Annotated in this window: 20 protein-coding genes; 10 read left to right on the forward strand and 10 right to left on the reverse strand. The window is 73.0% G+C overall.

Translation table 11 applies throughout. From position 1 onward, the window contains the following. Positions 1 to 12 precede the first annotated feature (12 nt). Together F0L46_RS13615 and F0L46_RS13620 are read right to left on the reverse strand one after the other, a co-directional pair. Positions 13 to 1278: a pilus assembly protein TadG-related protein gene (locus F0L46_RS13615; protein WP_149818411.1), complete on the reverse strand. Its 1266-nt coding sequence runs from the start codon at positions 1276 to 1278 to the stop codon at positions 13 to 15. Then, on the reverse strand, positions 1275 to 2450 hold the full coding sequence (locus F0L46_RS13620) for an ATP-binding response regulator (RefSeq protein ID WP_149818413.1): 1176 nt from the start codon (positions 2448 to 2450) through the stop codon (positions 1275 to 1277). The genes F0L46_RS13615 and F0L46_RS13620 overlap by 4 nt, the downstream gene beginning before the upstream one ends. Positions 2451 to 2578: 128 nt before the next feature. On the opposite strand from F0L46_RS13620, the gene F0L46_RS13625 reads away from it, so the two are divergent. Then, positions 2579 to 5278, forward strand: a complete 2700-nt coding sequence (locus tag F0L46_RS13625) for a hybrid sensor histidine kinase/response regulator (protein WP_149818415.1) — start codon at positions 2579 to 2581, stop codon at positions 5276 to 5278. A 66-nt stretch (positions 5279 to 5344) separates the two neighbouring features. On the opposite strand, the gene F0L46_RS26195 is transcribed toward F0L46_RS13625, so the two are convergent. The 4 genes from F0L46_RS26195 to F0L46_RS13645 are packed head-to-tail and all read right to left on the reverse strand — an operon-like array spanning position 5345 to position 7607. After that, positions 5345 to 6229: a hypothetical protein gene (locus F0L46_RS26195; protein WP_188311963.1), complete on the reverse strand. Its 885-nt coding sequence runs from the start codon at positions 6227 to 6229 to the stop codon at positions 5345 to 5347. A gap of 34 nt (positions 6230 to 6263) precedes the next feature. Continuing rightward, complete coding sequence (locus tag F0L46_RS27075; RefSeq protein WP_149818417.1) at positions 6264 to 6671, reverse strand: DUF3618 domain-containing protein; 408 nt, start codon at positions 6669 to 6671, stop codon at positions 6264 to 6266. Beyond that, on the reverse strand, positions 6668 to 7069 hold the full coding sequence (locus tag F0L46_RS13640; RefSeq protein ID WP_149818419.1) for a phage holin family protein: 402 nt from the start codon (positions 7067 to 7069) through the stop codon (positions 6668 to 6670). Before F0L46_RS13640 ends, F0L46_RS27075 begins: the two co-directional genes overlap by 4 nt. A gap of 10 nt (positions 7070 to 7079) precedes the next feature. Beyond that, a complete protein-coding gene (locus tag F0L46_RS13645; RefSeq protein ID WP_188311964.1) occupies positions 7080 to 7607 on the reverse strand; it encodes a hypothetical protein in 528 nt (175 codons plus the stop codon). 182 nt (positions 7608 to 7789) lie between these two features. On the opposite strand from F0L46_RS13645, the gene F0L46_RS13650 reads away from it, so the two are divergent. Both F0L46_RS13650 and F0L46_RS13655 read left to right on the forward strand, forming a co-directional pair. Then, entirely contained in the window at positions 7790 to 8845 is a 1056-nt protein-coding gene (locus F0L46_RS13650; RefSeq protein ID WP_149818421.1) for a YihY/virulence factor BrkB family protein, read from the forward strand. 76 nt (positions 8846 to 8921) lie between these two features. Then, positions 8922 to 10190, forward strand: coding sequence for an ATP-binding protein (locus F0L46_RS13655; protein WP_240539989.1), 1269 nt, complete (start codon positions 8922 to 8924; stop codon positions 10188 to 10190). A gap of 9 nt (positions 10191 to 10199) precedes the next feature. Here F0L46_RS13655 and F0L46_RS13660 read toward each other — a convergent pair whose 3' ends face one another. Continuing rightward, complete coding sequence (locus F0L46_RS13660; protein WP_149818424.1) at positions 10200 to 11543, reverse strand: SGNH/GDSL hydrolase family protein; 1344 nt, start codon at positions 11541 to 11543, stop codon at positions 10200 to 10202. 116 nt (positions 11544 to 11659) lie between these two features. After that, positions 11660 to 12913 carry a lytic murein transglycosylase gene (locus F0L46_RS13665; RefSeq protein ID WP_149818425.1) on the reverse strand — a complete coding sequence of 418 codons (1254 nt, stop codon included), beginning with the start codon at positions 12911 to 12913 and terminating at the stop codon, positions 11660 to 11662. A gap of 291 nt (positions 12914 to 13204) precedes the next feature. Here F0L46_RS13665 and F0L46_RS13670 point away from each other — a divergent pair, with 291 nt between their 5' ends. Together F0L46_RS13670 and F0L46_RS13675 are read left to right on the forward strand one after the other, a co-directional pair. Then, positions 13205 to 14374, forward strand: coding sequence for a benzoate/H(+) symporter BenE family transporter (locus tag F0L46_RS13670; protein WP_149818427.1), 1170 nt, complete (start codon positions 13205 to 13207; stop codon positions 14372 to 14374). 90 nt (positions 14375 to 14464) lie between these two features. Then, positions 14465 to 14989: a hypothetical protein gene (locus tag F0L46_RS13675; RefSeq protein ID WP_149818429.1), complete on the forward strand. Its 525-nt coding sequence runs from the start codon at positions 14465 to 14467 to the stop codon at positions 14987 to 14989. A gap of 98 nt (positions 14990 to 15087) precedes the next feature. Here F0L46_RS13675 and mutL read toward each other — a convergent pair whose 3' ends face one another. Continuing rightward, on the reverse strand, positions 15088 to 16947 hold the full coding sequence (gene mutL, locus F0L46_RS13680) for a DNA mismatch repair endonuclease MutL (protein WP_149818431.1): 1860 nt from the start codon (positions 16945 to 16947) through the stop codon (positions 15088 to 15090). Positions 16948 to 17059: 112 nt separating this feature from the next. Here mutL and F0L46_RS13685 point away from each other — a divergent pair, with 112 nt between their 5' ends. Next, entirely contained in the window at positions 17060 to 17662 is a 603-nt protein-coding gene (locus tag F0L46_RS13685; RefSeq protein ID WP_149818433.1) for an HD domain-containing protein, read from the forward strand. Between the two features lie 233 nt (positions 17663 to 17895). Here the strand turns inward: F0L46_RS13685 and F0L46_RS13690 are convergent, their stop codons facing one another. Beyond that, entirely contained in the window at positions 17896 to 19488 is a 1593-nt protein-coding gene (locus F0L46_RS13690; protein ID WP_149818435.1) for a gamma-glutamyltransferase family protein, read from the reverse strand. Between the two features lie 181 nt (positions 19489 to 19669). Here F0L46_RS13690 and F0L46_RS13695 point away from each other — a divergent pair, with 181 nt between their 5' ends. From F0L46_RS13695 to aztA, 4 genes are all read left to right on the forward strand, one after another. Then, positions 19670 to 19852: a hypothetical protein gene (locus tag F0L46_RS13695; RefSeq protein WP_149818468.1), complete on the forward strand. Its 183-nt coding sequence runs from the start codon at positions 19670 to 19672 to the stop codon at positions 19850 to 19852. 82 nt (positions 19853 to 19934) lie between these two features. Beyond that, positions 19935 to 21509, forward strand: coding sequence for an OpgD/OpgG family glucan biosynthesis protein (locus F0L46_RS13700; protein ID WP_149818437.1), 1575 nt, complete (start codon positions 19935 to 19937; stop codon positions 21507 to 21509). A 240-nt stretch (positions 21510 to 21749) separates the two neighbouring features. Continuing rightward, positions 21750 to 21887, forward strand: a complete 138-nt coding sequence (locus F0L46_RS26200; RefSeq protein ID WP_188311965.1) for a hypothetical protein — start codon at positions 21750 to 21752, stop codon at positions 21885 to 21887. Positions 21888 to 21891: 4 nt separating this feature from the next. After that, entirely contained in the window at positions 21892 to 22629 is a 738-nt protein-coding gene (aztA, locus tag F0L46_RS13705; RefSeq protein ID WP_149818439.1) for a zinc ABC transporter ATP-binding protein AztA, read from the forward strand. Positions 22630 to 22673 lie beyond the last annotated feature (44 nt).

Raw genomic sequence — 22673 nt, forward strand, 5'->3', positions numbered from 1 at the left:
CCCGGCCGCCCGCTATTGCGAAAGTGAGATCTGCCCCGTGCCCGGACCGACCCCTTTCGGCACGGGGATGTCGGTGGCCGCGTAATCCGTGTTCAGCACGAGGTTGGGCCCGTCCGAGAGCTTCAGGCGCCGCGCCACGATCACGGTATAGGCCGAGAGGTCCGCCACGGGGCGCTTGGCATCGACGAGGAGGTGGCCGCGCGGCAGGTAGATGGTGCCGAGTAGCAGGCGGGCATTGTCGCTCGTGATCCGGAAGTCGCGGTCGAGGGGCGCCGTCGGATCCTCGAAGAACAGGAGGCCCGCGAGGGCGCCGTCGCGCATCGCCGTGAGGCTGATCTCGGACTCGGGCCTGAAATCCACCACCGCCGCGTCGCCGCGGAAATAGAAGCTCGTGTTGCGCCCCGTGACACGGCCGCCCTTGTCGACCCGGAACGGGCCGTTGGCGATCACGTAGACGCCCGACAGCAGGGTGACGCTCGCGCCGTCGGTGATCTGGAGCCCGCCGCAATAGAGGCCGGGCGCGAGGGTTTCGTTGGTGTTCACGATCCGCGGCGGCGCCCCGGCGGCGCAGGAGCCGGCGCTCGGCGTCTGGCGACCCTGGAGTGGGTCCGGCATCGCCGGGCAATCGGTGAGCGGCTGTGGCTCGAAGCTGGATCCCTTCCCGAACCGCCCGCCCGCCGAGCAGATGAGCCCCGCCCGCATCACGGCGTCCGCGTCGACGCGAAGACCCTGCGCGCTGCTGGAATTCGAGTAGATGGCGCAGCGCTCGGCGGTGATGCGGGCCGACTTGTCGAGGTGGAGCGCCTTCTCCTGCGTGCGCTCCAGGGCGACGACGCAGACCGGCAGCGACCCGCTCACCCGCGCGACGGCGCGCACCGTCACGGTCTGGAGCTGGTCGGTGAGGATGCGGGTGAAGATGGGGCTGACCTCCGCCGTGAGGTCGACCTGGACCGCGTTGCGGGCTGCGTTGACGGAGGCGGCGACCGCCGGGCGGGACGCGCCTGCGAGCGCCGGCGCACCCAGGACATAGGCTTCCGCGACGCGCGAGATGTGCTGCGACGTGGGGCTCGCGATCCGCAGCTCGCGGGCGGAAGCGAGCGCCGCCCCGTCGGCCACGGCCTGCAGCTTCGCCCGTTGATTGTACCAGGTCGACATATCGACGGCGACCGCCACCGCGCTCACCAGGGGCACGAGCGCGAGGGCGAGGACGAGGGCGACGCCCCCGCCGCGGTCCCGGCGGAAGCGGCCGGCCAGGGTGGCGGCGCGCGGCAGGATCATGTGCCGTAGGCCCGTGCGGCAAGCGCGGTGGGCAGCAGGAGGCGGGCGACGGTGCCCTCCCCCGAGCTGTCGATCTCCAGGGTGCCGCCATGGAGCTCGGCGATACGCTTCACCATCGGCAGGCCGAGGCCCAGGCCCTCCGAGGCCCGGGTCAGCGGATCCATGCCCTGACCGAAGGGCTCCAGGCAGCGGCGCAGCCGGGCGGGGTCGATCCCCGGGCCGTGATCCCGCACCTCGATGCCGGCCTCGTCCCCGCGGCGCAGGACCGCCAGCTCCACCGCGCTACCGAGGGCGTGGGCGAGGGCGTTGGCGATGAGCTCGCCGAGCGCCGTCGAGATCTGGCCGACGTCGGCGGCGAGCAGCGCGTCGTCCGGGCTCTCGGCAAGTCGCAGCGCGACACCGGCCCGGCGCGCCGCCGCCTGCCAGACCCGCACCACCTCGTCGGCGACGTGGCTCGCCCGGACGGTCTCGGCGTCGATGCGCAGGGGCTCGGCGGAGAGCCGGGCGAAATAGAACACCCGCCGCAGGACCTCGTTGAGGCCCTTGGCGGAGGTGACGATCTGCTCCACGCAATCGGCCAGCGAACTGCCGGCGATGGACCCGCCGGACGCCGTGGCGCGCAGGATCTCGCAATAGCCCACGATGCCGTTGAGCGGCGTGCGGGTCTCGTGCTGGAGGAGGGTGAGAAGCGTGGTGCGCAGATCGCGCGCCCGCTCGGCCTCGTCCCGCGCCGCGCGAACGTCGCCTTCCATGCGACTTCCGCGCAGGACGTAGCGCAGCTGATAGGCGAGAAGGCGCCAGTTCACGGGTTTCACCGCGAAGGACGTGGCGCCGACCTCGTAGGCACGGTCGATCGCGAACATGTCGTCCCGGCTCGTGATCACCACCACCGGCAGATGGGCGTGCCGCTCGCTCGTGCGGATGCGCTCCACGAGCCCGAAGCCGTTGAGGACCGGCATCTCCAGATCGCTGAGCACGAGATCGAAGGCGGGTTCGCGTTCGAGGATGGCCCAGGCCTCCTCCCCGTCCGCCGCCGTGACGATGGTTCCGCCCGGATGGGCGAGCTGCGCGATCGCGAACTCACGCATGATGGGATCGTCGTCCGCCACCAGAACCCTGGTCGGTCGGTCGAAGAGGTAGACGGCTCCCGCGGCGGTGATGGACAGAAGCATGGTCTCGTTTCGCGCGACGATAGAAAACCCATAGCCGCCGAACCGATAAGTCGGGGTTAAATGCTTGGGTTAAGGCAATCCTTACCGAGCCTGCGAATGATCGGGCTCGTCCACATGTTTTGGCCCCGATGACCGGAACCCTCGCGCCGCGCCGCTCGATCAATGCCAAGCTCGGGCGCCTCGTGCTCGTGGCCGTCGGCGTCGCTTCGACGGTGGTGGCGGGCCTCGGCATCTGGGGGGAGACCGAGCGCTACGCGGCCGACAAGCGGGAGCGCCTGCTCGCCACCGCGCAGGTCTTCGCCGCCGCCACCGGCAGCGCGGTGGCGGCGGGCGACCGCCGGGCCGTGATCGAGACGTTCCGGGCCATGCGCAGGGTCGACGGGCTCCTCTACGCGGCGCTGGAGGACCTCGAGGGCGTCGTGATCGCCGATCTCGGCGGCACGGTGCGCCTCGACGGGGACCTCGACCTGAGCGACGGCGCGCGGCCCTCGCCCCTCGACGTGATCGCGACGCGCACGATGAAGGTGGCCGTGGACGTGGTCCATGCCACCGTTCCCGTCGGGCGCATCGTCGTGGTGAGCGACACGAGCGACCTGGCGGGCCGGTTCCGCGACGTGCTGGTGCTCGCCGTGCTCGGGGCGGGGCTCGCGATGGCGATCGGGCTCGTCATCGCCGTACGGCTGCAGCGCTCGATCACCCGGCCGCTGGTGCGCCTCACCGGCACGATGGCCGCCATCGGCCGGAATCACGATTACGGCGCCGCGGTCGAGGTGGCCGGCGACGACGAGGTCGCCGTCCTGGCCGGGGGCTTCAACCGCATGATCGCCGAGATCCGCGAGCGCGACGATCGGCTCGCCCGCCATCGCGAACGCCTGGAGCAGGAGGTGGCCGAGCGCACTGCCGACCTGCGCCACGCCAAGGAGGCGGCCGAGGCCGCCAACGGGGCGAAGTCGGACTTCCTCGCCACGATGAGCCACGAGATCCGAACGCCGATGAACGGCATGATGGTCATGGCGGAGCTGCTTGCCGCCGCCGACCTGCCCGAGCGCCAGCGCCGCTATGCCGAGGTGATCGCGCGCTCCGGGCAGAGCCTGCTCGCGATCATCGACGACATCCTCGACCTTGCGAAGGTCGAGGCCGGCAAGCTGGAGCTGGAGCGCATCGCGGTCGACCCGCGCGAGGTGCTGGAGACCGTCACCACGCTGTTCGGCGAGCGGGCCGCGGGGCAGGGCCTCGACCTCGCCGTCGCGATCGCGCCCGACGTGCCCCGCCACGTGGTCAACGATCCCGTGCGGCTGACCCAGGTCCTGTCGAACCTCGTGAACAACGCCCTGAAGTTCACGCCGAAGGGCCACGTGCTGATCCGGGCCGAGCGCGTGGGCACGAGCCTGCGGCTCACGGTGAGCGACACGGGCATCGGCATCCCCGAGGACAAGATCGGTCGCCTTTTCGACGCCTTCGCCCAGGCCGACGCCTCCACGGCGCGCCGCTTCGGCGGCACAGGGCTCGGGCTCTCGATCTGCCGGCGCCTCGTGGAGGCGATGGGCGGCGGCATCGAGGTGACGAGCCGGGTCGGGGAGGGTTCGTGCTTCGTCGTCACAATCCCGCTGGGCCATGAGCCGGTGCCCGCGCCGTCCCGCGCCGTGCCCCGGCCCCCGGTCCGGGTTCTCGTCGCGGTCGAGGGCGAGGCGACGCGGCTTGCCCTGGAGACCGGGCTTGCGGCCGGGGGCTTCGCTCCCGCGACCCGCTCCGAGCTCGCCGACGACGAACCGGCGCATTGGATCGTCGATGCCGGGGCCCTCATGCGCTTCGGGCGCAGGCCGGGCGGCGCGGCGCGGGTGCTTGCGCTTGCCGGCATGGGGGATCGCGCGGGTCTGCAGGTGCTGGAGCGAGGGCTCGCCGACGGGCTCCTGCGCCGTCCCCTGCCGCCGAGCGAGTGGGACGCGGCCCTGCACCGTCTGGCGGCGGGGCTTCCCTTCGAGGATCGCGGCGGCGCGGCGCGCCCGTCGGACGCCCTCCCCCGCTTCCCCGACGCTCGGGTCCTCGTCGTCGACGACGCCGCCGTGAACCGGGAGGTCGCCTGCGAGGCCCTGTCCCGCCTCGGCGTCCGGGCCGAGACCGCGGCGGACGGCCGCGAGGCCCTGGAGGCCATCGCCGAGGGCCGGTTCGATCTCGTGCTCATGGACGGCTCGATGCCCGGGCTCGACGGCTTCGAGGCGACCCGCCTCGTGCGCGCCCGCGAGCGGGCCGAGAGCCGCGCCCGCACGCCCATCGTGGCTCTCACCGCGCATGTGGTCGGGGCCGAGGCGGAGGCCTGGCGCGAGGCCGGCATGGACGGGGTGCTGCACAAGCCCTTCACCCTCGCCCGGCTCGCCGAGTGCCTCACGGCCCATATGGGGCCGGATGGCACGCGGGCACCGGCCGCGGCGAAGGTCGACGCACCGGCCGTCGATGCCCCGCTCCTCGATCCGGAGGCGCTGCGGGGCCTGGAGGACATGGCGGCCTCGGGCGGGTCGGGCTTCCTGGCCCGCGTGATCGGCCTCTATGCCGACCATGCCCCCATGGGGATGGCGGGGTTGCGGGAGGCGGCGTCGGCCGGGGCGGGCGAGCGGGTCGCGGCGGCGGCCCATGGCCTGAAATCGATGAGCCTCAACATTGGCGCCGCGGCCCTGGCGCGGCATCTTGCGGCGATTGAGAGCGACGCCCGGGGCGCGAGCGCGATTCCCGCTCCTGCCGCCCTCGACGAGGTCCAGGCCTGCCTCGACGCCACGCTCGCGGCCCTGCACGAGCGCTTCCCCGGAACGGCGCCGGCCGCGCTCGCGTCCTGACCCGGGCCGCACGCGAAAACGCCGGCCCTGAGGCCGGCGTTCGAGGTCCTGCCGTTGCGGGCCGGATCAGTGGTTGCGGTACTGCCCGGCGATGGGGCTCGTCACGCGCGCCGCCTGGGCGGCCTCGTCGTCCTTGCCCGCGGGGCGGCGGAACTCGCTCTCGTGCTGGGCATGGGCCGGATCGTCGCCCGTGAAGGCCTGCTCGGCATATTCACGCCCGCGATGCACCGCCTCGCTGGCATAGCGCAGGCCCTGCGACCGGACCTCGTCGCTCCACTCGCCGAAGGTCTGGTCCTCCGGACGCGTGCGGGGCAGCAGCGCGCCGAGCAGGAGGCCCGCCGCGAGGCCGACGACGCCGACCAGCATGGGGTTCTCGTTGGCGAAGCGCGTGAAGCTGCCGGTCGAGCGGCCGCCGCGGGAGCCCGTGGAGCTCGACGCCCACTGGGACGCCGCGTCGTACTTGTCGCGGGCCCAGTCGGACGCGCTCTCGTACATGTCGGACGCGCGCTCGCGGATCTGGTCGGCCGCCTCGCGGGCCTGGTCGGACGAGCCGCCCTGGCCGCCCTGCGCACCCTGGCCGCCGCCATGGGCGCTCTGGTCCTGATGGCGCGCGAACTCGGAGCCCTGCCGAGCGCCCGCCCCCGTGGGACCCGCGCCGCCGCCGAGCGGCCGCGAGGTGTGCGAGGCGAGCGTCGAGGACTGCGCCCCCGTGCCGCCCGTCGAGCCGGCGCCCATGCCGGTTCCCGTCGCGGTGCTGGGGGTCGAGCCCATGGCGGGGCTGCCGCCGAGGCTGCCGCCCGCGGAGGAGGACGCGCCCGTCATGCCGGGGGGCTTGGGCGGCGTTCCGGCGCTGCCGAGCGAGGAGCCGGCCGAGATCTTGGCGTCGTCGGGCTTCTGGCCAGTCGAGGCGCCCGTGGTCGGGGTCTGCGGGTCGTTCTTGTTGTCGGCCATGATGGTCTCCTGAAATGAGGGGTCGCGCGGCTCGTCAGGCGCGCGCGTCGACGCTGCGGCGCGGCTCGAGATAGTCGGCGTTGGGATGCGGGGTCGGGTTGTCGGGGTCGTAGACCGGGTTCACCCGCGTGCGCACCACCGGCACGCCGTCGCCCGACGCCGTGTCGTAGACCCGCACGCGGCCGGCGCCCTGCTGGCGCGCCGCCCGGTGGAGAAGCCAGCCGAAGCCCGCCACCACGAGGAGCACGGGCACCGGGTTGTTGCGGATCGCCTCCAGCGAGCGGTCGACCACCACGCCGTAACCGGACCGGCGCACCTGGCCGATCACGTCGTCGACCACGCCCGAGGTGGACAGCTTGCCCTGGATGCGGTCGATCGTGAGGTCGAGCCGCGCGCGGCTCTCCTCGATGTCCCGCTCGAGATCGGTAATCGATTGGGTCATCGGGACACCCTTTCGGACAGGAGATCGGCGTCGCGCTGGATCGAGCGCACGGTGTGGTTCGGCGTGATCGAGGAGAACTTCGACCGCGCGAAGAGGCCGAGGCCGATCGCGATCGCCGCCGTGATGCCCGCGGTGATCAGAGCCGCGAGAGCCTCGGAGTTCACCACGGTCGCCAGCCATTCGACGAAGGCGTTGGTGAGGAGGATGAGCGTCGCCATCCCGAACACCGCCGCCGCGAGCAGCATCGCGATGCCCATGACGAGGCTGCGCACGTTGTCGGCCATCTCGGTCCGGAAGAGCGCGAGCTCCTTGCGGGCGAGATCGCCGCTTTCGCGCAGCGCCTCGCCGAAGAGGCTCTGGATGCTCTCGGTCTGCGTTCGCTGATGATCGTGGTGCATGATGTCCTCCTTACCGGCGCGGCGCGGGAGCGGAGGCCTGCCGGGACGGGGGGTTCGCGGCGCGGTAGGCTCGGGCCTGGGCCGAGGCGTTCTGCGCCGAGCTCTTCAGGAAGCGTGCCAGCATGAAGCCCGCGACCGTGGTCACCGCGGCGAGCGCCACGGGGCGGCGGCGGGCGGCGTCCTCGATGTCGGCGTAGATGTCCGCGAACTCGCGGCCGCGGATCGAGTCCGCGAGCTGCTCGAGGCCGTCGGCCGCCACGTCCACGAAGGCCTTGATGTTGGGACGGTCGTCGAAGGCGCGGCCGGACTCGCGCAGCGAGCTCGCGATGTCCTCCACCGACTGGGCCGCGTCGCCCTTGCGGCGGTCGACGTAGTCGGTCGCCTGACCCATGGCCGATTCCATGAAGGTGCGCCCGCGCTCGGCGGCGGTGCCGGCCAGCTCGGTCACGTCCTCCTTGACGGAATCCCAGGTCTCGGCGCCGCTGGCGCCTGCGGACTGGCCGCGAGTGGTGTCACCGTTCGGTTGGCCGACGCTCATGGGGAACCTCCTCAATGTCTCGATGGAACAACCGCGCTCCTCTGTCCCGGTTCCCGGGACGCGCGAGCGTGGCCTCTGGTGCGGCGCCACGTGCGGCGGCGCTGTCTCCACTGCAACGTTCGTCCCCCTCATGCGTTCAATCCGCAGGGACAATCGCATTGGCGTGAAGGATCGCGTGGGTCATGGACGAGCGCGTGCATCAGGACGACGAGGTGGCCAAGCGCGTGCAGGAGCTGCGCGCGCGGGAGGAGGAACGCGTCGCAAAGCGCGTCCAGGAGCGGCGCGCCAAGGAGGGCGGGCGCGGCCGGGACGCCGACAAGCCGACCCAGATCCCCGCCAGCGGCTGGAAGGAGGTTGCCAAGCGCCTCTACCAGGAGGTCTCCGACGACCGCATCGGCTCGATCGCCGCCGGTACGACCTTCTTCCTCCTGCTCGCCCTGTTCCCGGCGCTCGCCGCCATGGTGTCTGTCTACGGCCTCGTCGCCGACCCGGCATCCCTGGAGCAGCACATCGCGAGCCTCAGGGGCGTCCTGCCGGGCGAGGCCCTGGGGCTGATCGAGACGGAGCTGCGCCGGCTGGTGTCGCAGCCCAGCGACGGCCTCGGCTTCAAGTTCGCGCTCGGCCTCGCCGTCGCCCTGTGGAGCGCCAATAGCGGCGTGAAGGCGCTCTTCGACGCCCTCAACGTCGCCTATGACGAGGACGAGAAGCGCGGCTTCATCGCCCTCAACGTCGCCTCCCTCATCTTCACCCTCGCGGCCATTGTCTTCGTGGTCATGGTGATCGGCGTGGTGGCGGTGCTGCCCAACGTCCTCGGCTACCTGCCGCTCGGGCCCTTCGGCAAGGTGCTCGTCGCCGTGCTGCCGCCGATCGTCCTCTTCGCCGTGGCGATCGCAGGCCTCGCGGCCCTCTACCGTTATGGCCCGAGCCGCTCGCGGGCGAAGTGGAGCTGGATCACCCCGGGCTCGATCGTCGCCGCCGTCGTGTGGCTGATCGGCTCCGCCCTGTTCTCCTGGTACGTCGCCAATTTTGGCAGCTACAACGCCACCTACGGCTCGCTCGGCGCCGTGGTCGGCCTCATGACCTGGATCTATCTCTCCATGTGGATCGTGCTGGTGGGGGCCGAGCTCAATTCCGAGCTGGAGCACCAGACCTCCCGCGACACCACCACGGGACCGGAGCGCCCCATGGGCCAGCGCGGGGCCAAGATGGCCGACCACATCGCGCCTGCGGGGAGCTGACGGGGCCGGGCCCGGGTTGCGCCGGGGCGGCTCTCGATGATCTAACGGTGGCGTCCCACCGCGGCTACGAGGCGGCGTGCGGCGCCCGCCCGACGGCACGGCGTCCCACGGCTCCTCGGTCGCGCCCGAGAGGCCGCCCATGCTGGACTACCTGCGCAACCTGTTCGAGTCCGAGAGCCTCTCGCCGCACGGGATCTGCCTCCTTTGGCGGCCGGAGCTCGTCTGGACCCACGTGGTCTCGGACGCCCTCATCGGGACGGCCTATTTCTCGATCCCGCTTGCCCTCGGCTATTTCGTCTCGCGGCGCCGCGACCTCGCCTTCTCGTGGATGTTCTGGTGCTTCGCGGTCTTCATCCTGGCCTGCGGCACCACCCACTTCTTCTCGATCTGGACGCTCTGGCGGCCCGATTACGGCAGCGAGGCCCTCGTGAAGGCGTTCACGGCCGTGGCCTCGGTGGTGACGGCCGCGGCCCTCTGGCCCTTGATCCCGCAGGCCCTCGCCCTCCCCTCCCCCGGCCAGCTCCAGCACCTCAACGAGGCGCTCGCCGCCGGCATCCGCGAGCGCGACCTCGCCCTCGAGGCGCTCGCCCGGGAGACCGCGGAGCGCGAGCGCACGGCCGCCATGCTGCGCCAGTCGCAGAAGATGGAGGCGGTGGGCCAGCTCACGGGGGGCGTCGCCCACGACTTCAACAATCTGCTGACGGTCATCGTGGCGAATCTCGAGCGGCTGGAGCGCAAGCTCCCGGACGCGAGCGAGGACGTGAAGCGCACGCTCGGCCACGCCATGACGGGCGCCGAGCGCGCCGCGGCGCTCACCCAGCAGCTTCTCAGCTTCGCCCGCAAGCAGCCGCTGGAGCCGAGCCTCGTCGACGTGAACGAACTCGTGGCCGGCATGGCCGAGCTCCTGCGCCGGACGCTCGGCGAGCAGATCGCCCTCGAGACCAGCCCCGCACCCGATCTGTGGCCCACGCGCATCGACGCGAACCAGATGGAGAACGCCCTCGTCAACCTCGCCGTCAACGCCCGCGACGCCATGCCGGCCGGCGGGCGGCTCGTGCTCGCCACCGCCAACCTGCCGCAAGCGGCCGCGGCCCTCGTGCCCGACCTGCCGGCCGCCGACTACGTGATGGTGGAGGTGGCCGACACGGGCGAGGGCATCCCGCCCGAGGTGATCGACCGGGTCTTCGAGCCCTTCTTCACCACGAAGCCCATGGGCCAGGGCACGGGGCTGGGTCTCTCGCAGGTCTACGGCTTCGTCACCCAGTCGAACGGGCGCATCCTCGTCGAGAGCGCGCCGGGGCAGGGCACGACCGTGCGCCTCTACCTGCCCCGCGCCGCCCCGTGAGCCGCGCCCTCAGCGCGGCCAGCGGAAGTCGTCGGCGCGCCCGGGGCGCGAGGGCAGCGGGATGCCCTGGTCGAGGGCGCGGCGGTTCAGGGCCGCCGTATCGGCGTCGAAGGCCGGACGGGCCGAGATGAGGACGCCGCCCGGCGCCACCTCGGGCCGGGTGAGCGGCACCACGGGCCCGGCGAGAGGGCGCTGCGGCAGGGCCGCGACCTGGCCCTGCTCCAGGAGGGGCTGCACGGCGCCGTCGATCATCCGGTCGATCGCGGCCTGCTGCGCGGCGGGATCCGTTTCGGGGGAGGCGGCGACCGCGGGCGCGTCGAAGCGCTTGCGCTCGATGATGCGCTTGAGCTCCGTCACCGCGAACTCCGCCGCCGTCCGGGCGCCCGCGCTCGTCAGGAGCACGCCGTCGCCGCTGCGCAGCCGCGCCGTCTGCCCGCGATGGTCGGGGCCCGTGGGCGTGTAGCGGTTCTCGTCGTCGACGAAGCCGGGCCAGATGTCGACATAGACGCCGCCCGCCCGCTGCACGCGCTCGCGGATGATGTCGTTGATGGCGATGAGATCGGCGCTCAGGCGCTCGCTGCGCACGGGCGGCGCGCCGATCCAGACGAAGGGCAGCTTGCGCTCGTTGAAGGCCGCCGCCACCGCGTCGACCCGGTCGCCGTAGAGCTGGCGCCAGCGGTCGGAGAGCGGCTCGTGGGTCTCGTCGCCCTCGCGGATGGGCTGGCGGTCGTTCACGCCCACCATCATGACGCCGACCGAGAGCTTGTCGTTCGCCGCGATGTAGTCGCGGATGGCCTTGGGCCAGTCCTGCACGTCGGTGCGCGCCAGGCCCGAATTGGCCTTTGCCTCGCTCGTCACCTCCACCTCGGCCGCGTCCTCGAAGGCGTCGCTCAGGCCGTCGGCCACGAGATCGGCAAGGGAATCCCCGAACACGGCGATGCGCGTCGTGATCTCGACCTTCGCCTCCTGCTTCTTGGGCTCGCCGGCCGGCTGCGCGGCGGCGGGCGCCTGCCGCCGGGCGGTGGCGCGCGCGGCGGGCGGACGGGGCGCGGCGCGGCGTTCGGGGGCGGCGTAGCGCGGGTCGCGGCGCGGGTCGTAATAGGGGTCCACCTGGCCGGGATAGCGCGTCCCGGCATAGGGCTGGGCCGGCCCGCGGGGGCCCGGATACCCGGAGCCGTAGGGCTGGACGGTCTGCTGCCGGCGCGGCTGGCCCTGGGAGGGCGCGCCGAACAGGCTCCCGCGGCTGCCCGGATAGCGCAGGACGTCGTCGTTCTCGGCATGCAGGCCCGACACGCCCGTCGCGAGCAGAACCGCGAGGACGGCCAGGATCCCGGCGATGGACGGCAAACGCATGTTCCCTCGACAGCTCCGCGCCGGCCCGGATCGGGCCCGCGATCCCACAACGCCCCCAAGGCGTGCATGTTGCACCACCTTCGGCGCGGTGGCCACCCCGGCGCTGGCGCGGGCGATCAACGCGCCCGGCGCAGTTGCTCCAGGACGGCGACGTTGGCGTAGCCGTCGGGAACGAGACCCCGGCGCAGCTGGAACTGGCGCACCGCGTCGCGGGTGCGCGAGCCGTGCTTGCCGTCCGTCTCGCCCTGGTAGAAGCCGAGCGCCATGAGCCGCTTCTGCACCTCGACGCGCTGATCCTTGTCGAGCATCCGCTCCTTGGTCGGCCAGTCGCCCTGGATGGCCGGCCCGCCGAGCACCCGGTCGCCGAGATGGCCCACCCCCAGCGCGTAGGCGTCCGAGGCGTTGTAGGCCTTGATCACGTCGTAGTTCGCCGTGACGAGGAAGGCGGGCCCGCCCGCGCCCGCCGGCAGGAGCAGGGTCGCCTCGCCGCCCCCCGGCAGGGCGCGCCCGTCGACGCGGGCCACGCCGAGCTGGCCCCAGCCCGCGAAGGTCTGGCGCAGGTTGCGGAAGTCGAACCCGTCGGGGAGCGCGACCTCGTAGCCCCAGGGCAGGCCGGGCGTCCAGCCGTGCTCCTTGAGGTAGTTCGCCGTGGAGGCGATGGCGTCGGGCACCGAGCTCCAGATGTCGCGCTGCCCGTCCCCGTCGCCGTCGACGGCAAAGCGCATGAAGCTCGAGGGCATGAACTGGGTCTGGCCCATGGCGCCGGCCCAGGAGCCGAGCATCTTGGCGCGGTCGATGTGATCCTCCTCGAGGATCTGCAGCGCGGTGAGGAGCTCGTTGCGGAAGAACTCGCCGCGATAGCGCACATAGGTGAGCGTCGCGAGGGCCCGCACGGCGTAGATGTTGCCCGTGAACGAGCCGTAATTCGTCTCCATGCCCCACACGCCGAGGATCACGGCGCGCGGGACGCCGTAGGCGCGCTCGGCCGCGTCGAACTGGGCGGCGTAGCGCTGCGCCATCTCCCGCCCGCGCTGGAGCCGGGACGCGCTGACCGCCCCGCCGATATATTCCCAGATCGGGCGCACGAATTCCGACTGCTTCTTGGTGAGCGCCACGATCTTCGGATCCGGGCTCACGTCCCGGAAGGCCTCGTCGAAGGTCGCGCGCGATACGCCGCGCTGGCGCGCCTCGGGCCACAGGGCCTCGACGAACCGGCGGAACTCGGCCTGCGTCGGGGCGGCGGCGGTGGTCTCCGGATCGGGAACCTGCGCGGCGGCCGAGGAGGCGGCGGCGATCGGCGCGAGGACGGCGGCGGCGAGGAGCAGCGCGAGCCCGCGGGCGCGGGCCGGACGGCCTTGGAAGCCGATCATGGGGTCGTTCTCCAGGGTCGGGCGGTTCGAGTGCCGGGCGGGCGGACGCGCCCGCGGCTCCCTACACCATCTGATGATGGTTAACGCCCGGTTATCCCGCAACCCGCCATCCGGGTTCGCCCGGAGGCGCGCGGGCGTCCGTTGGCGCATCCGCCATTGACCCGCCGCCCCGCTTCGCTCACCTGTCGGCCCGTACCGAGTCGCCAGCGAAGGCAGCCGCATGATGTGCCGAGAGGGCCATCCGCCCGTGGGAACCCACGTCCCGTCCCGCCCCGCCGGACGGGTGCGCTGATGCGCGTCTCGGTCGCCGCCTCCGGCCTCGTCGCGGCCCTCGTGGGCTTTGCCGGCACGCTCGCGATCATCGTCGCGGCGGCCCGGGCGGTGGGGGCCACGCCCGAGGAGACCTCGTCCTGGGTCGCGGGGCTCTGCCTCGCCATCGCGGGCACCACCGGGTACCTGAGCCTGCGCCATCGCCTGCCCATCGTCACCGCCTGGTCGACGCCGGGCGCCGCCCTCGTCGCGGCCTCCACGGGAATCGGCATCGGCCAGGCCGTGGGCGCGTTCCTGCTCGCGGCGGCTCTCGTCCTCCTCACGGCGGCGGTGCCCGCGGTGGCGCGCCTCATCGAGCGCCTCCCGACCGCGGTCGCAGCCGGCATGCTGGCCGGCATCCTCGTGCGCTTCGTGATCGGCGTGTTCGAGAGCGCGGGCACGGCGCCCGAGCTCGTCCTGCCCCTCGTCGCCACCTTCCTCGTGGCGCGCCTCGTCAGCCCCGCGGGCGCGGTGCTCGCCGTGATCGCGGTGGGGCTAGGCCTTGCCGGGACGCTGGGACGCATCGGGCCGCTGCCCTCGCCGGGCCTCTCGACCCTGAACCTCGTGACCCCGGTCTTCGATCCCGCCGTGCTGGCGGGCTTAGGCCTCCCGCTCTTCATCGTCACCATGGCCTCGCAGAACCTGCCGGGTTTCGCGGTGCTGCGGGCGAACGGCTATCCCGTGCCCGCCCGCTCGATCCTTGCGGTCACGGGGCTGGCCTCCCTCGTCACGGCGCCGTTCGGGGTCCTGACCTCGAACCTCGCCGCCATCACGGCGGCGATCTGCGCCGGTCCCGACGCCCACCCCGATCCCGCCCGGCGCTGGCTCACGGGCCCGGTCCTGGCGGCGGCCTATGTGGGGCTCGCCGCCTTCGGCGCCTCGCTTGTCGGCGTCTTCGCGGCGCTGCCGGTCGAGCTCGTGCGCACGGTGGCGGGTCTGGCGCTGGCCGGAGCGCTCGCCGGCGCGCTCGGCTCGGCGCTCGCCGTGGAGCGCGACCGCTTCGCGGCGGTGCTCACCCTCACCGTGACGGCGTCTGGCCTGGCGCTCGGGGGCATCGGCTCGGCGTTCTGGGGGCTTCTCGCGGGGCTTGCCGTGATCGGCTCGGAGAGCGCCGCCCGGGCCTGGCGGGGACGGGCCGCCGGGCGCCCTTGAGCAGGCTGGACCGCGGGCCGCGGCGCACGTAAACACATCGTTAACGATAATAGATCTTTAACGGGGCTGCCGAAACGGCAGGAGGGGCACATGGCTTCACGGACCATCACGGCGCTGGCGTTCGCCGCCGCGCTCGGGCTTGCGGGCTGCCAGACGGCGGGCGGCGCCCTGGTGAGCGCGCCGGGGGTCCCCATCGCCGTGGAGAGCATCGAGGGCGCTCCCCAGGGCGTGCAGAGCGCGCTCCAGGGTGAGCTCGCCTCGGCCGCGCAGGAGCGGCGCATGACCCTCGTGGGCGCGGGCGCCGACGCCCGCTACCGGGTCCGGGGCTACCTCTCGGCCGAGACCACCGAGGACGGCAGCACGGCGGTGGCCTTCGTGTGGGACGTGTTCGACGCCGAGAAGCGCCGCGCCAAGCGCGTGGCGGGCGCCAAGCCCATCCGGGCGGCGAGCGCGGCGAGCCCCTGGGAGGGCCTCGACCGCGACGCCCTGCGCCGCCTCGCCGCCGACAGCATGAACGAGATCGCGGGCTTCCTCGTGGCGGATGCGGGCCCCGCGGCCGCGCCTGCCGGGGGCGAGACCCGTCCCGCGACGGCGCTGGGCTTCGCCGAGGAATAGGGCGCCCAGCGCCGTTTCCGTTTGCACGGAAACGGCTCTCTTCCTTGAGCGGTCGCATCGTCCTCACGTGAGCCGGACCCACCTCACGTGACGATGCTCTAGCGCCGCCCGAACAGGCGCTCGATGTCGGCGAGCTTGAGCTCGACATAGGTCGGGCGCCCGTGGTTGCACTGGCCCGACAGGGGCGTGGCCTCCATCTGGCGCAGGAGCGCGTCCATCTCCTGCGGGCGCATCTGGCGGCCCGCGCGCACCGAGCCGTGGCAGGCCATACGCGAGAGGATCGCATCGAGGCGCGCCTCGACGGCCGCCGCCCCGTCCCCCTCCACGAGCGCGTCGGCGACGTCGCGCACCAGCGCCCGCAGATCGCCTCCGGCGAGCGCGGCGGGCACCTCGCGCACCGCCACCGCGCCCGGCCCGAACCCCTCCACCACGAGCCCCACCTCGGCGAGCCGCTCCGCCGCCTCGGCGAGGATCTCGGCGGAGCCGTCGTCGAGCTCCACGATCTCGGGGATGAGGAGCGGCTGGCGCGCCACGCCCCGGCCCGCCCGCTCGGCCTTGAGCCGCTCGTAGACCAGGCGCTCGTGGGCCGCGTGCATGTCGACGATGACGATCCCGTCCCCCGTCTGCGACACGATGTAGGTGCCGTGCACCTGCGCCCGCGCGGCGCCCAGCGGCGCCGCCACCGCCTCGGGCTCGGGCGCGCTCATGTGGGCGCGGGCGTCGGCGGAGGGCGTGAAGGGCTCGAAGGCCGCCTGCGCACCCTCGCCGAAGCCCGGGCGCTCCAAAATTGCGTGATCGAAGGGTGCGGCCTCGAAGGGGGCCTGATCGAGGGGCGCCTGCCAGCCGCGCAGCGCCGGGCTCGGGCGGGGCGCGTGGGGCGCCTCGTAGCCGGGCCGGACGGCGCCCGTGCCGGGGCGTAGCGCCTCGAGCGTGCGCGCCCCGCCCGTGGTCGCGGCCCGGTGGCCCGCGGCCTGGATCGCGTCGCGGATCGCCGAGACGAGGAGCGCGCGCACGAGGCCCGGATCGCGAAAGCGCACCTCCGTCTTCGCGGGGTGGACGTTCACGTCCACGAGGCGGGGATCGCAGGCGATGGTGAGCGCGAGCACGGGATGCCGGTCCCCCGCCATCGTGTCCGAATAGGCCCCGCGCACGGCGCCGAGCAGGAGCCGGTCGCGCACCGGCCGGCCATTGACCACGAAATGGATGTGGGCCGCCGAGCCGCGGTGGAAGGTGGGGAGCCCCACGAGCCCCGTGAGCCCGAACCCCTCCCGGGCGGCCTCCAGCGCCACGGCGTTGGGCGCGAAGTCGGCGCCGAGCACCCGCGACAGCCGGCGCCGCAGGCCCGCCTCATCAGGGGTCTCGGCGGGCAGCGTGAGGTTGGTGAGGTGGTCGCCCTGCAGCGTGAAGCGGATCGCGGGATGGGCGACGGCGAGCCGGCGCAGCACCTCCGCCACGGCCCCCGCCTCCGCCCGGTCGGATTTCAGGAACTTGAGGCGGGCGGGCGTCGCGGCAAACAGGTCCGTCACCTCGATGCGGGTGCCGGGCCCCGCCGCGACGGGGCGCACCGGGTGCTTGCGGCCCGCCTCGACGAGGATCGAGGCCCCCGCCTCGGCGCCCGCGGCGCGGGTCGTGATGGTGAGCCGGCTCACGGCGCCGATGGATGGCAGGGCCTCGCCGCGAAAGCCGAGCGTGCCGATGCGGGTGAGGTCGCCGTCGGGGAGCTTGGAGGTGGCGTGGCGCTCGACCGCGAGCGCGAGGTCGTCGGGCGCCATGCCGCCGCCGTCGTCCACCACGCGGATGAGGCGCCGCCCGCCGGCCTCCAGCGTCACGTCGATGGCGCGGGCGCCCGCGTCGATGGCGTTCTCCACGAGCTCCTTCACGGCCGAGGCCGGGCGCTCCACGACCTCGCCCGCCGCGATGCGGTCGACGAGCACGGGATCGAGGCGGCGGACGGGCATGGCGGGGGAGCGGTCTCGGATGGGGCGGTGATCTCACATGAAAGCTGGCGATTCGCGACGCCTCCCGCAAGCGCCCTTGATCGCCCGGGCCGGACGGGCGATGAGGCCGGGGATGAGCCGTCCCGCGAAGCCCCCCCGGGCCTGGCAGCGCATGCTGTCGGGCCGCCGCCTCGATCTCCTGAACCCCTCCCCCCTCGACGTGGAGCTGGAGGACATCGCCCATGGGCTCGCGCGCGTCGCCCGCTGGAACGGCCAGACCCGGGGCGAGCACGTGTTCTCCGTGGCGCAGCACTCGCTGCTCGTCGAGGCGGTGGCCTGCGACCTTCAGCCCGGCCTGGCGCCGGCCGACCGCCTGACGCTCCTCCTGCACGACGCGCCCGAATACGTGATCGGCGACATCATCTCGCCTTTCAAGGCGGTGGTGGGGGAATCCTACAAGGACGTCGAGGCGCGCCTTCTCGGCGCCATCCGCCTGCGCTTCGGCCTGCCTGCCGCCCCAGCAGCCCCCGTGCAGCGCTTCGTCAAGCGCTGCGACCGCCTCGCGGCCTATCTGGAGGCGACGCGGCTCGCCGGCTTCTCCCGCGAGGAGGGCGTGACCTTCTTCGGCCGGCCGGAGCCGCTTGGCGAGGCGATCGAAGCCTTCCTCGCGCCCTGGCCGACGGAGGTGGCGGGCGCCCGCTACCGAACGGCCGTGGAGGCCGTGGCGGAGGCGTGAGGGCGTTGGGTGTATAAGGAGCGGCTTCGCCGTGGGTTCTTGCGCTGGGTCCCGGATCTGCGCTGCACTTCGTGCAGCTGGTCCGGGAAAGTGGCGTCGTGGTTCGGGAGAGCTCTGGACCACCCTCCACCACTTTCCCAGACAAGAGGAGCGCCGCCGCAGGCGAAGCGGATCGCAGATCCGGGATCCAGCCCGGCATGAATCCGCCGCGCAAGCGGCGCCGGCTCACCCGCTCACAGCCCCATCGCGCCCCCGTCGGAGCGGGGATCGTGGCTCGCCTCGACGTGGCCGTTGCGGGGGTGCTTCACGAGGAGGCCCGCGTGGCCCAGGGCGTCGAGATAGGGCGCGCCCATCTCCTCGATCTCGTGGCCCATGCGGCTCAGGCGCTCCAGCAGGGAGGGGTCGAAGCGATCCTCGACCTTGAGCGAGGTGCTGGCCGAGCCCCAGGTGCGGCCGAGCAGCCAGCGGGGGCCGTCGACGGCGTCGGCGACGCCCTGGCCGCCCATGTAGCGGGTGAGCACCTGCGCCTGGAACTGGGGCTGCCCGTCGCCGCCCATGGAGCCGTAAGGGGCCACGCGCCCGTCGTCGAAGCGGGCGAGCGCCGGGTTGAGGGTGTGGAAGGGCTTGCGGCCCGGGCGCAGGGGGTTGCGGGCCCGCTCGTCGAGGGCGAAGGACACGCCCCGGTTCTGCCAGTGCAGCCCCGTGCGGCGCAGGACGCAGCCTGAGCCGAACTCCCAGTAGATCGACTGGATGTAGGACACCGCCACGCCCTGCGCGTCGATGGCGCCCATCCAGATCGTGTCGCCGTCGCCCGGCGGGAGGGGAAAGGGCGCAGCCCGGTCCATGCGGATGCGCGCGGCCTGCGCCTCCAGGGCGGCGGGCGCCAGGAACGAGGCCGGGTCGGCGGTGAGATGGGCCGGGTCCGTCACCACCTCGTCGCGGATGCGAAGCGCCCGCTTGCTGGCCTCGATGAGCGCGTGGTGATGCTCCAGGCTGTCGGCGCGGGCCACCTTCAAGCGCTCGTAGAGGCCGAGGATGACGAGCGAGGCGAGGCCTTGGGTGGGCGGCGGCAGGTTGTAGACCGTGGCGTCGCGGTAGCGGACCGACAGGGGCTCCACCACCCGGGCCTCGAAGCGGGCGAGGTCCGCCCGGGTGACGGGCGCGCCGATCTCGGCGAGGTCCGCGGCGATCTCGCGGGCGACGTCGCCGCGATAGAAGTCGTCCAGGCCGGCATTGATAAGGTGCGAGAGGACGTCCGCCACGCGCGGCGCCCGCCGACTGAGCCCCTCGGGCGGCGATTTGCCGTCGACGAGGAAGAACTCCGCGAACCCGGGCGCGGCTTTCAGCGCCTCGATCTCCTTGGGCGCGTAATGGGCCTCCGAGCGGGAGACGGGATAGCCGTCGCGGGCATAGCGCAAGGCGTCGCCGAGCAGCACGGCAAGCGGCAGGGCGCCGCCGATGCTGCGGGCATAGTCGCAGGCGAGCCGCCAGCCGCCCACCGCGCCCGCCACCGTGATGGCGGCGTCGGGGCCGCGGGGCGGCAGGGCGTCGTAGCCCTTCTCCCGGTAGCGCGCGATGGTGGCGTGCTCGCCCGCCGGCCCGCAGGCCTCGAAGGCGCGCACCCGGCCGTTCGGCTCGGCCACGAGCCAGAAGCCGTCGCCGCCGATGCCGTTCATGTGGGGATAGACCACCGCGATGGTGGCGGCCATCGCGACCATCGCCTCCACGGCGTTGCCGCCCTGGGCCAGGACGTCTCGCCCGCTCTGGGCGGCGAGGTGGTGGGGCGCCGCGACGGCGGCCGTGGAGAAGACAGGGGTTTCGGGCATGGGATCTCGATGGGGCCGGGGGCTCGAATTCTTGCACGTGCGACCGCATCTGGGGTAGGGCCTGCTTTCGTAAAGGCCCCCGATCGCCTATGAACCGGTTCACGCCCTACCCGGAGCCCCAGCCTTGACCGAGCCCGCCCGCCGGACGCCGCAGCAGAACCTGATCACGATCGTGAGCGCCATGATCCTCATCGGCACGGAGGTCTTCGGCGTCGCCGTGGCGGCCGGCTGGGCCATCGCCGGCCTGTTCGAGCTCGGCGACACGGTGAGCTACGTGCTCATGCTCCTGTTCAGCGGGCTCGGCGCCTGGGCCATGGTGGTGCTCTGGCGCCGCGCGGTTCAAGTCGAGCCGATCCGCGCCTGACCCCTTCCCGTCTTGAAGGTCCGCCGATGCGGACCATGTGTGGGGCGCCCCCTCCCCCGCCAGCCCGGACCGACGCCTTCCCATGATCGATCGCCGCACGCTCCTCTCCGGCGCCCTCGCGACGGGCACGCTCGCCGCCACGGGCTTCTCGCGCCAGGCGCTCGCCCAGCAGGGCCTGCGCCTCGGCGAGCCCCGGCCCGTCTCCTTCGACGCCCTCAAGGCGCGTGCCCGCGATCTCGCCCGGGGCCCCCACGCGGCGCCGCCCCGGCCCTCGCCGGAGATCCTCGAGAAGATCGACTACGACGCCCACGGCCGGATCCGCTTCAAGCCCGAGGCCGCCCTGTGGGCGCAGGGCCCGAGCCAGTTCCCCGTCACGTTCTTCCATCTCGGCCGCTACTTCCAGACGCCCGTGCGCATGTACGCCGTCGAGGGCGGCCAGGCGCGCGAGATCGTCTACGACGAGGCCTACTTCGAGATGCCGGCGGACTCGCCCGCCCGGCTCCTGCCGCGGGGATCGGGCTTCGCGGGCTTCCGCTTCCAGGAATCGAGCCGCGGGCCCCTCGACTGGCGGCGCAACGACTGGGTGGCCTTCCTCGGCGCCTCGTACTTTCGCGCCATCGGCGAGCTCTACCAGTACGGCCTCTCGGCCCGCGGCATCGCGGTGGACACCGCCGTCTTCGGCAAGGCCGAGGAGTTCCCGAGCTTCACCCACGTCTTTCTCGAGACGCCCGCGCCCGAGTCCGACACCGTGACGGTGATGGCGCTCCTCGACGGCCCGAGCCTGTCGGGGGCGTTCCGGTTCGTGATGCGCCGCACGAAGTCCGTGGTCATGGACATCGAGAAGGCGCTCTTCCCCCGCGCCGAGATCGCGCGGCTGGGGGTGGCGCCGCTCACCTCCATGTACTGGTATTCCGAGAAGTCGAAGCCCACGGCCCTCGACTGGCGCCCCGAGATCCACGACTCGGACGGGCTCGCCATGTGGACGGGGGGCGGCGAGCGCATCTGGCGCCCGCTCAACAACCCGCGCGGCACGGTCGTGTCGGCGTTCGGGGACGAGAACCCCCGGGGCTTCGGCCTCATGCAGCGCGACCGCGCCTTCGACCACTATCTCGACGGCGTCCACTACGAGCGCCGCCCCTCGCTCTGGATCGAGCCGCAGGGCCCGTGGGGCCGGGGCAGCGTGCAGCTCGTGGAGATCCCCACCGACGACGAGATCCACGACAACATCGTCGCCATGTGGGTGCCCGCCGAGCCCGTGAAGGCCGGCGCGGCGCTGGAGTTCCGCTACCGGATGCACTGGGTCGACGAGGAGCCCTTCCCCACGCCCCTCGCGCGCGTCGTCGCGACCCGCCTCGGCAATGGCGGGCAGGCCGGCACCGCCCGGCCCCAGGGCGTGCGCAAGTTCATGATCGAGTTCAAGGGCGAGCCCCTGACGCGCATCCCCTCGGGCGTGTTCCCCGAGCCCGTGCTCTGGGCCTCGCGCGGCACGTTCTCCTATGTCCGGACGGAGGCCGTCCCCAACGACGTGCCGGGCCACTGGCGGGCGCAGTTCGACCTCACCGTGTCGGGCAGCGAGCCCGTCGAGATGCGCTGTTTCCTGCGCAACGGCGGCGACGTGCTCTCCGAGACCTGGCTCTACCAGTACCTTCCGTTCTAGCGGGTCGGCGCGTGGCCTGAGAGGCTGGCCCATAAGCACGGCCCCCGCTCCACCCTCGTTCCGAGGTGCCCTGCGCAGATCTCCGGACGGCCGTGGCAGAGGTGGTGCGTGCTTCGAGGCCGGGCTCCGCAGGGGACCTCAGCATGAGGGGGACAGGTGCGAACCCTTTCGGGTCAGGCTCTGAGGCGAAACGGCCACGCCCTCTTCCGCTCCGGCCTGAAATGTTATATTAGAACATTCATGGCCCCTCACCACGATCACGCCGTCGCCGCAGCCCCGACCCTGTCGCTCCTGCGCGCCTCGGCGCTGCAGCGGCTCCTGGGCAGCGGCGTCGTGCTGGCGGTGCTGTGGGGCCTCGTCTGGCTTGCGATGGATTGACCGCATGAGCGCCGCCGCCATCCGCTTCGAGGACGTGACGCTGGGCTATGGCCGGCGTCCCGCCGTGCACCACCTGCGCGGCACGATCCCCGCCGGCAGCCTAACCGCGATCGTGGGCCCGAACGGGGCCGGCAAGTCGACCCTGCTCAAGGCCGTGGCCGGCGCCCTGCCGCCCCTGGAGGGGCGCATCGAGGTGGCGGGCGGCCGGGCCAAGCGCCTCGCCTACCTGCCCCAGGCCGCCGAGATCGACCGCAGCTTTCCCGTGAGCGTGTTCGACCTCGTCGCCATGGGCCTGTGGGGCAAGGTGGGCCTGTTCGGCGGCATCGGCCGGCGCCAGCAGGCCTCCATCGAGGAGGCGATCGCGGCGGTCGGGCTCACGGGCTTCGAGCGCCGGCCCATCGGCACCCTGTCCGGGGGCCAGATGCAGCGGGCCTTGTTCGCGCGGCTCCTCCTCCAGGACGCCTCCCTCATCCTCCTCGACGAGCCCTTCACCGCCATCGACGCCAAGACCACCGCCGACCTCCTCGACCTCGTGCGCCGCTGGCACGCGGAGGAGCGCACGGTGGTCGCGGTCCTGCACGATCTCGACGTGGTCAAGCGGATCTTCCCCCGCACCCTGCTCATCGCCCGCGAGCCCGTGGCCTGGGGCGAGACCGGCGCCGTCCTGAGCGCCGAGAACCTCCTGCGGGCGCGCCGCATGGTCGAGGCCCACGACCCCCACGCCGCCGCGTGCGCGCGGTGAGCGCGATGATCCCCCCTCCCCCTTGCGGGGAGGGGCCGGGGGTG

The organism is Salinarimonas soli (assembly GCF_008386575.1).
GTDB classification, from domain to species: Bacteria; Pseudomonadota; Alphaproteobacteria; order Rhizobiales; family Beijerinckiaceae; genus Salinarimonas_A; species Salinarimonas_A soli.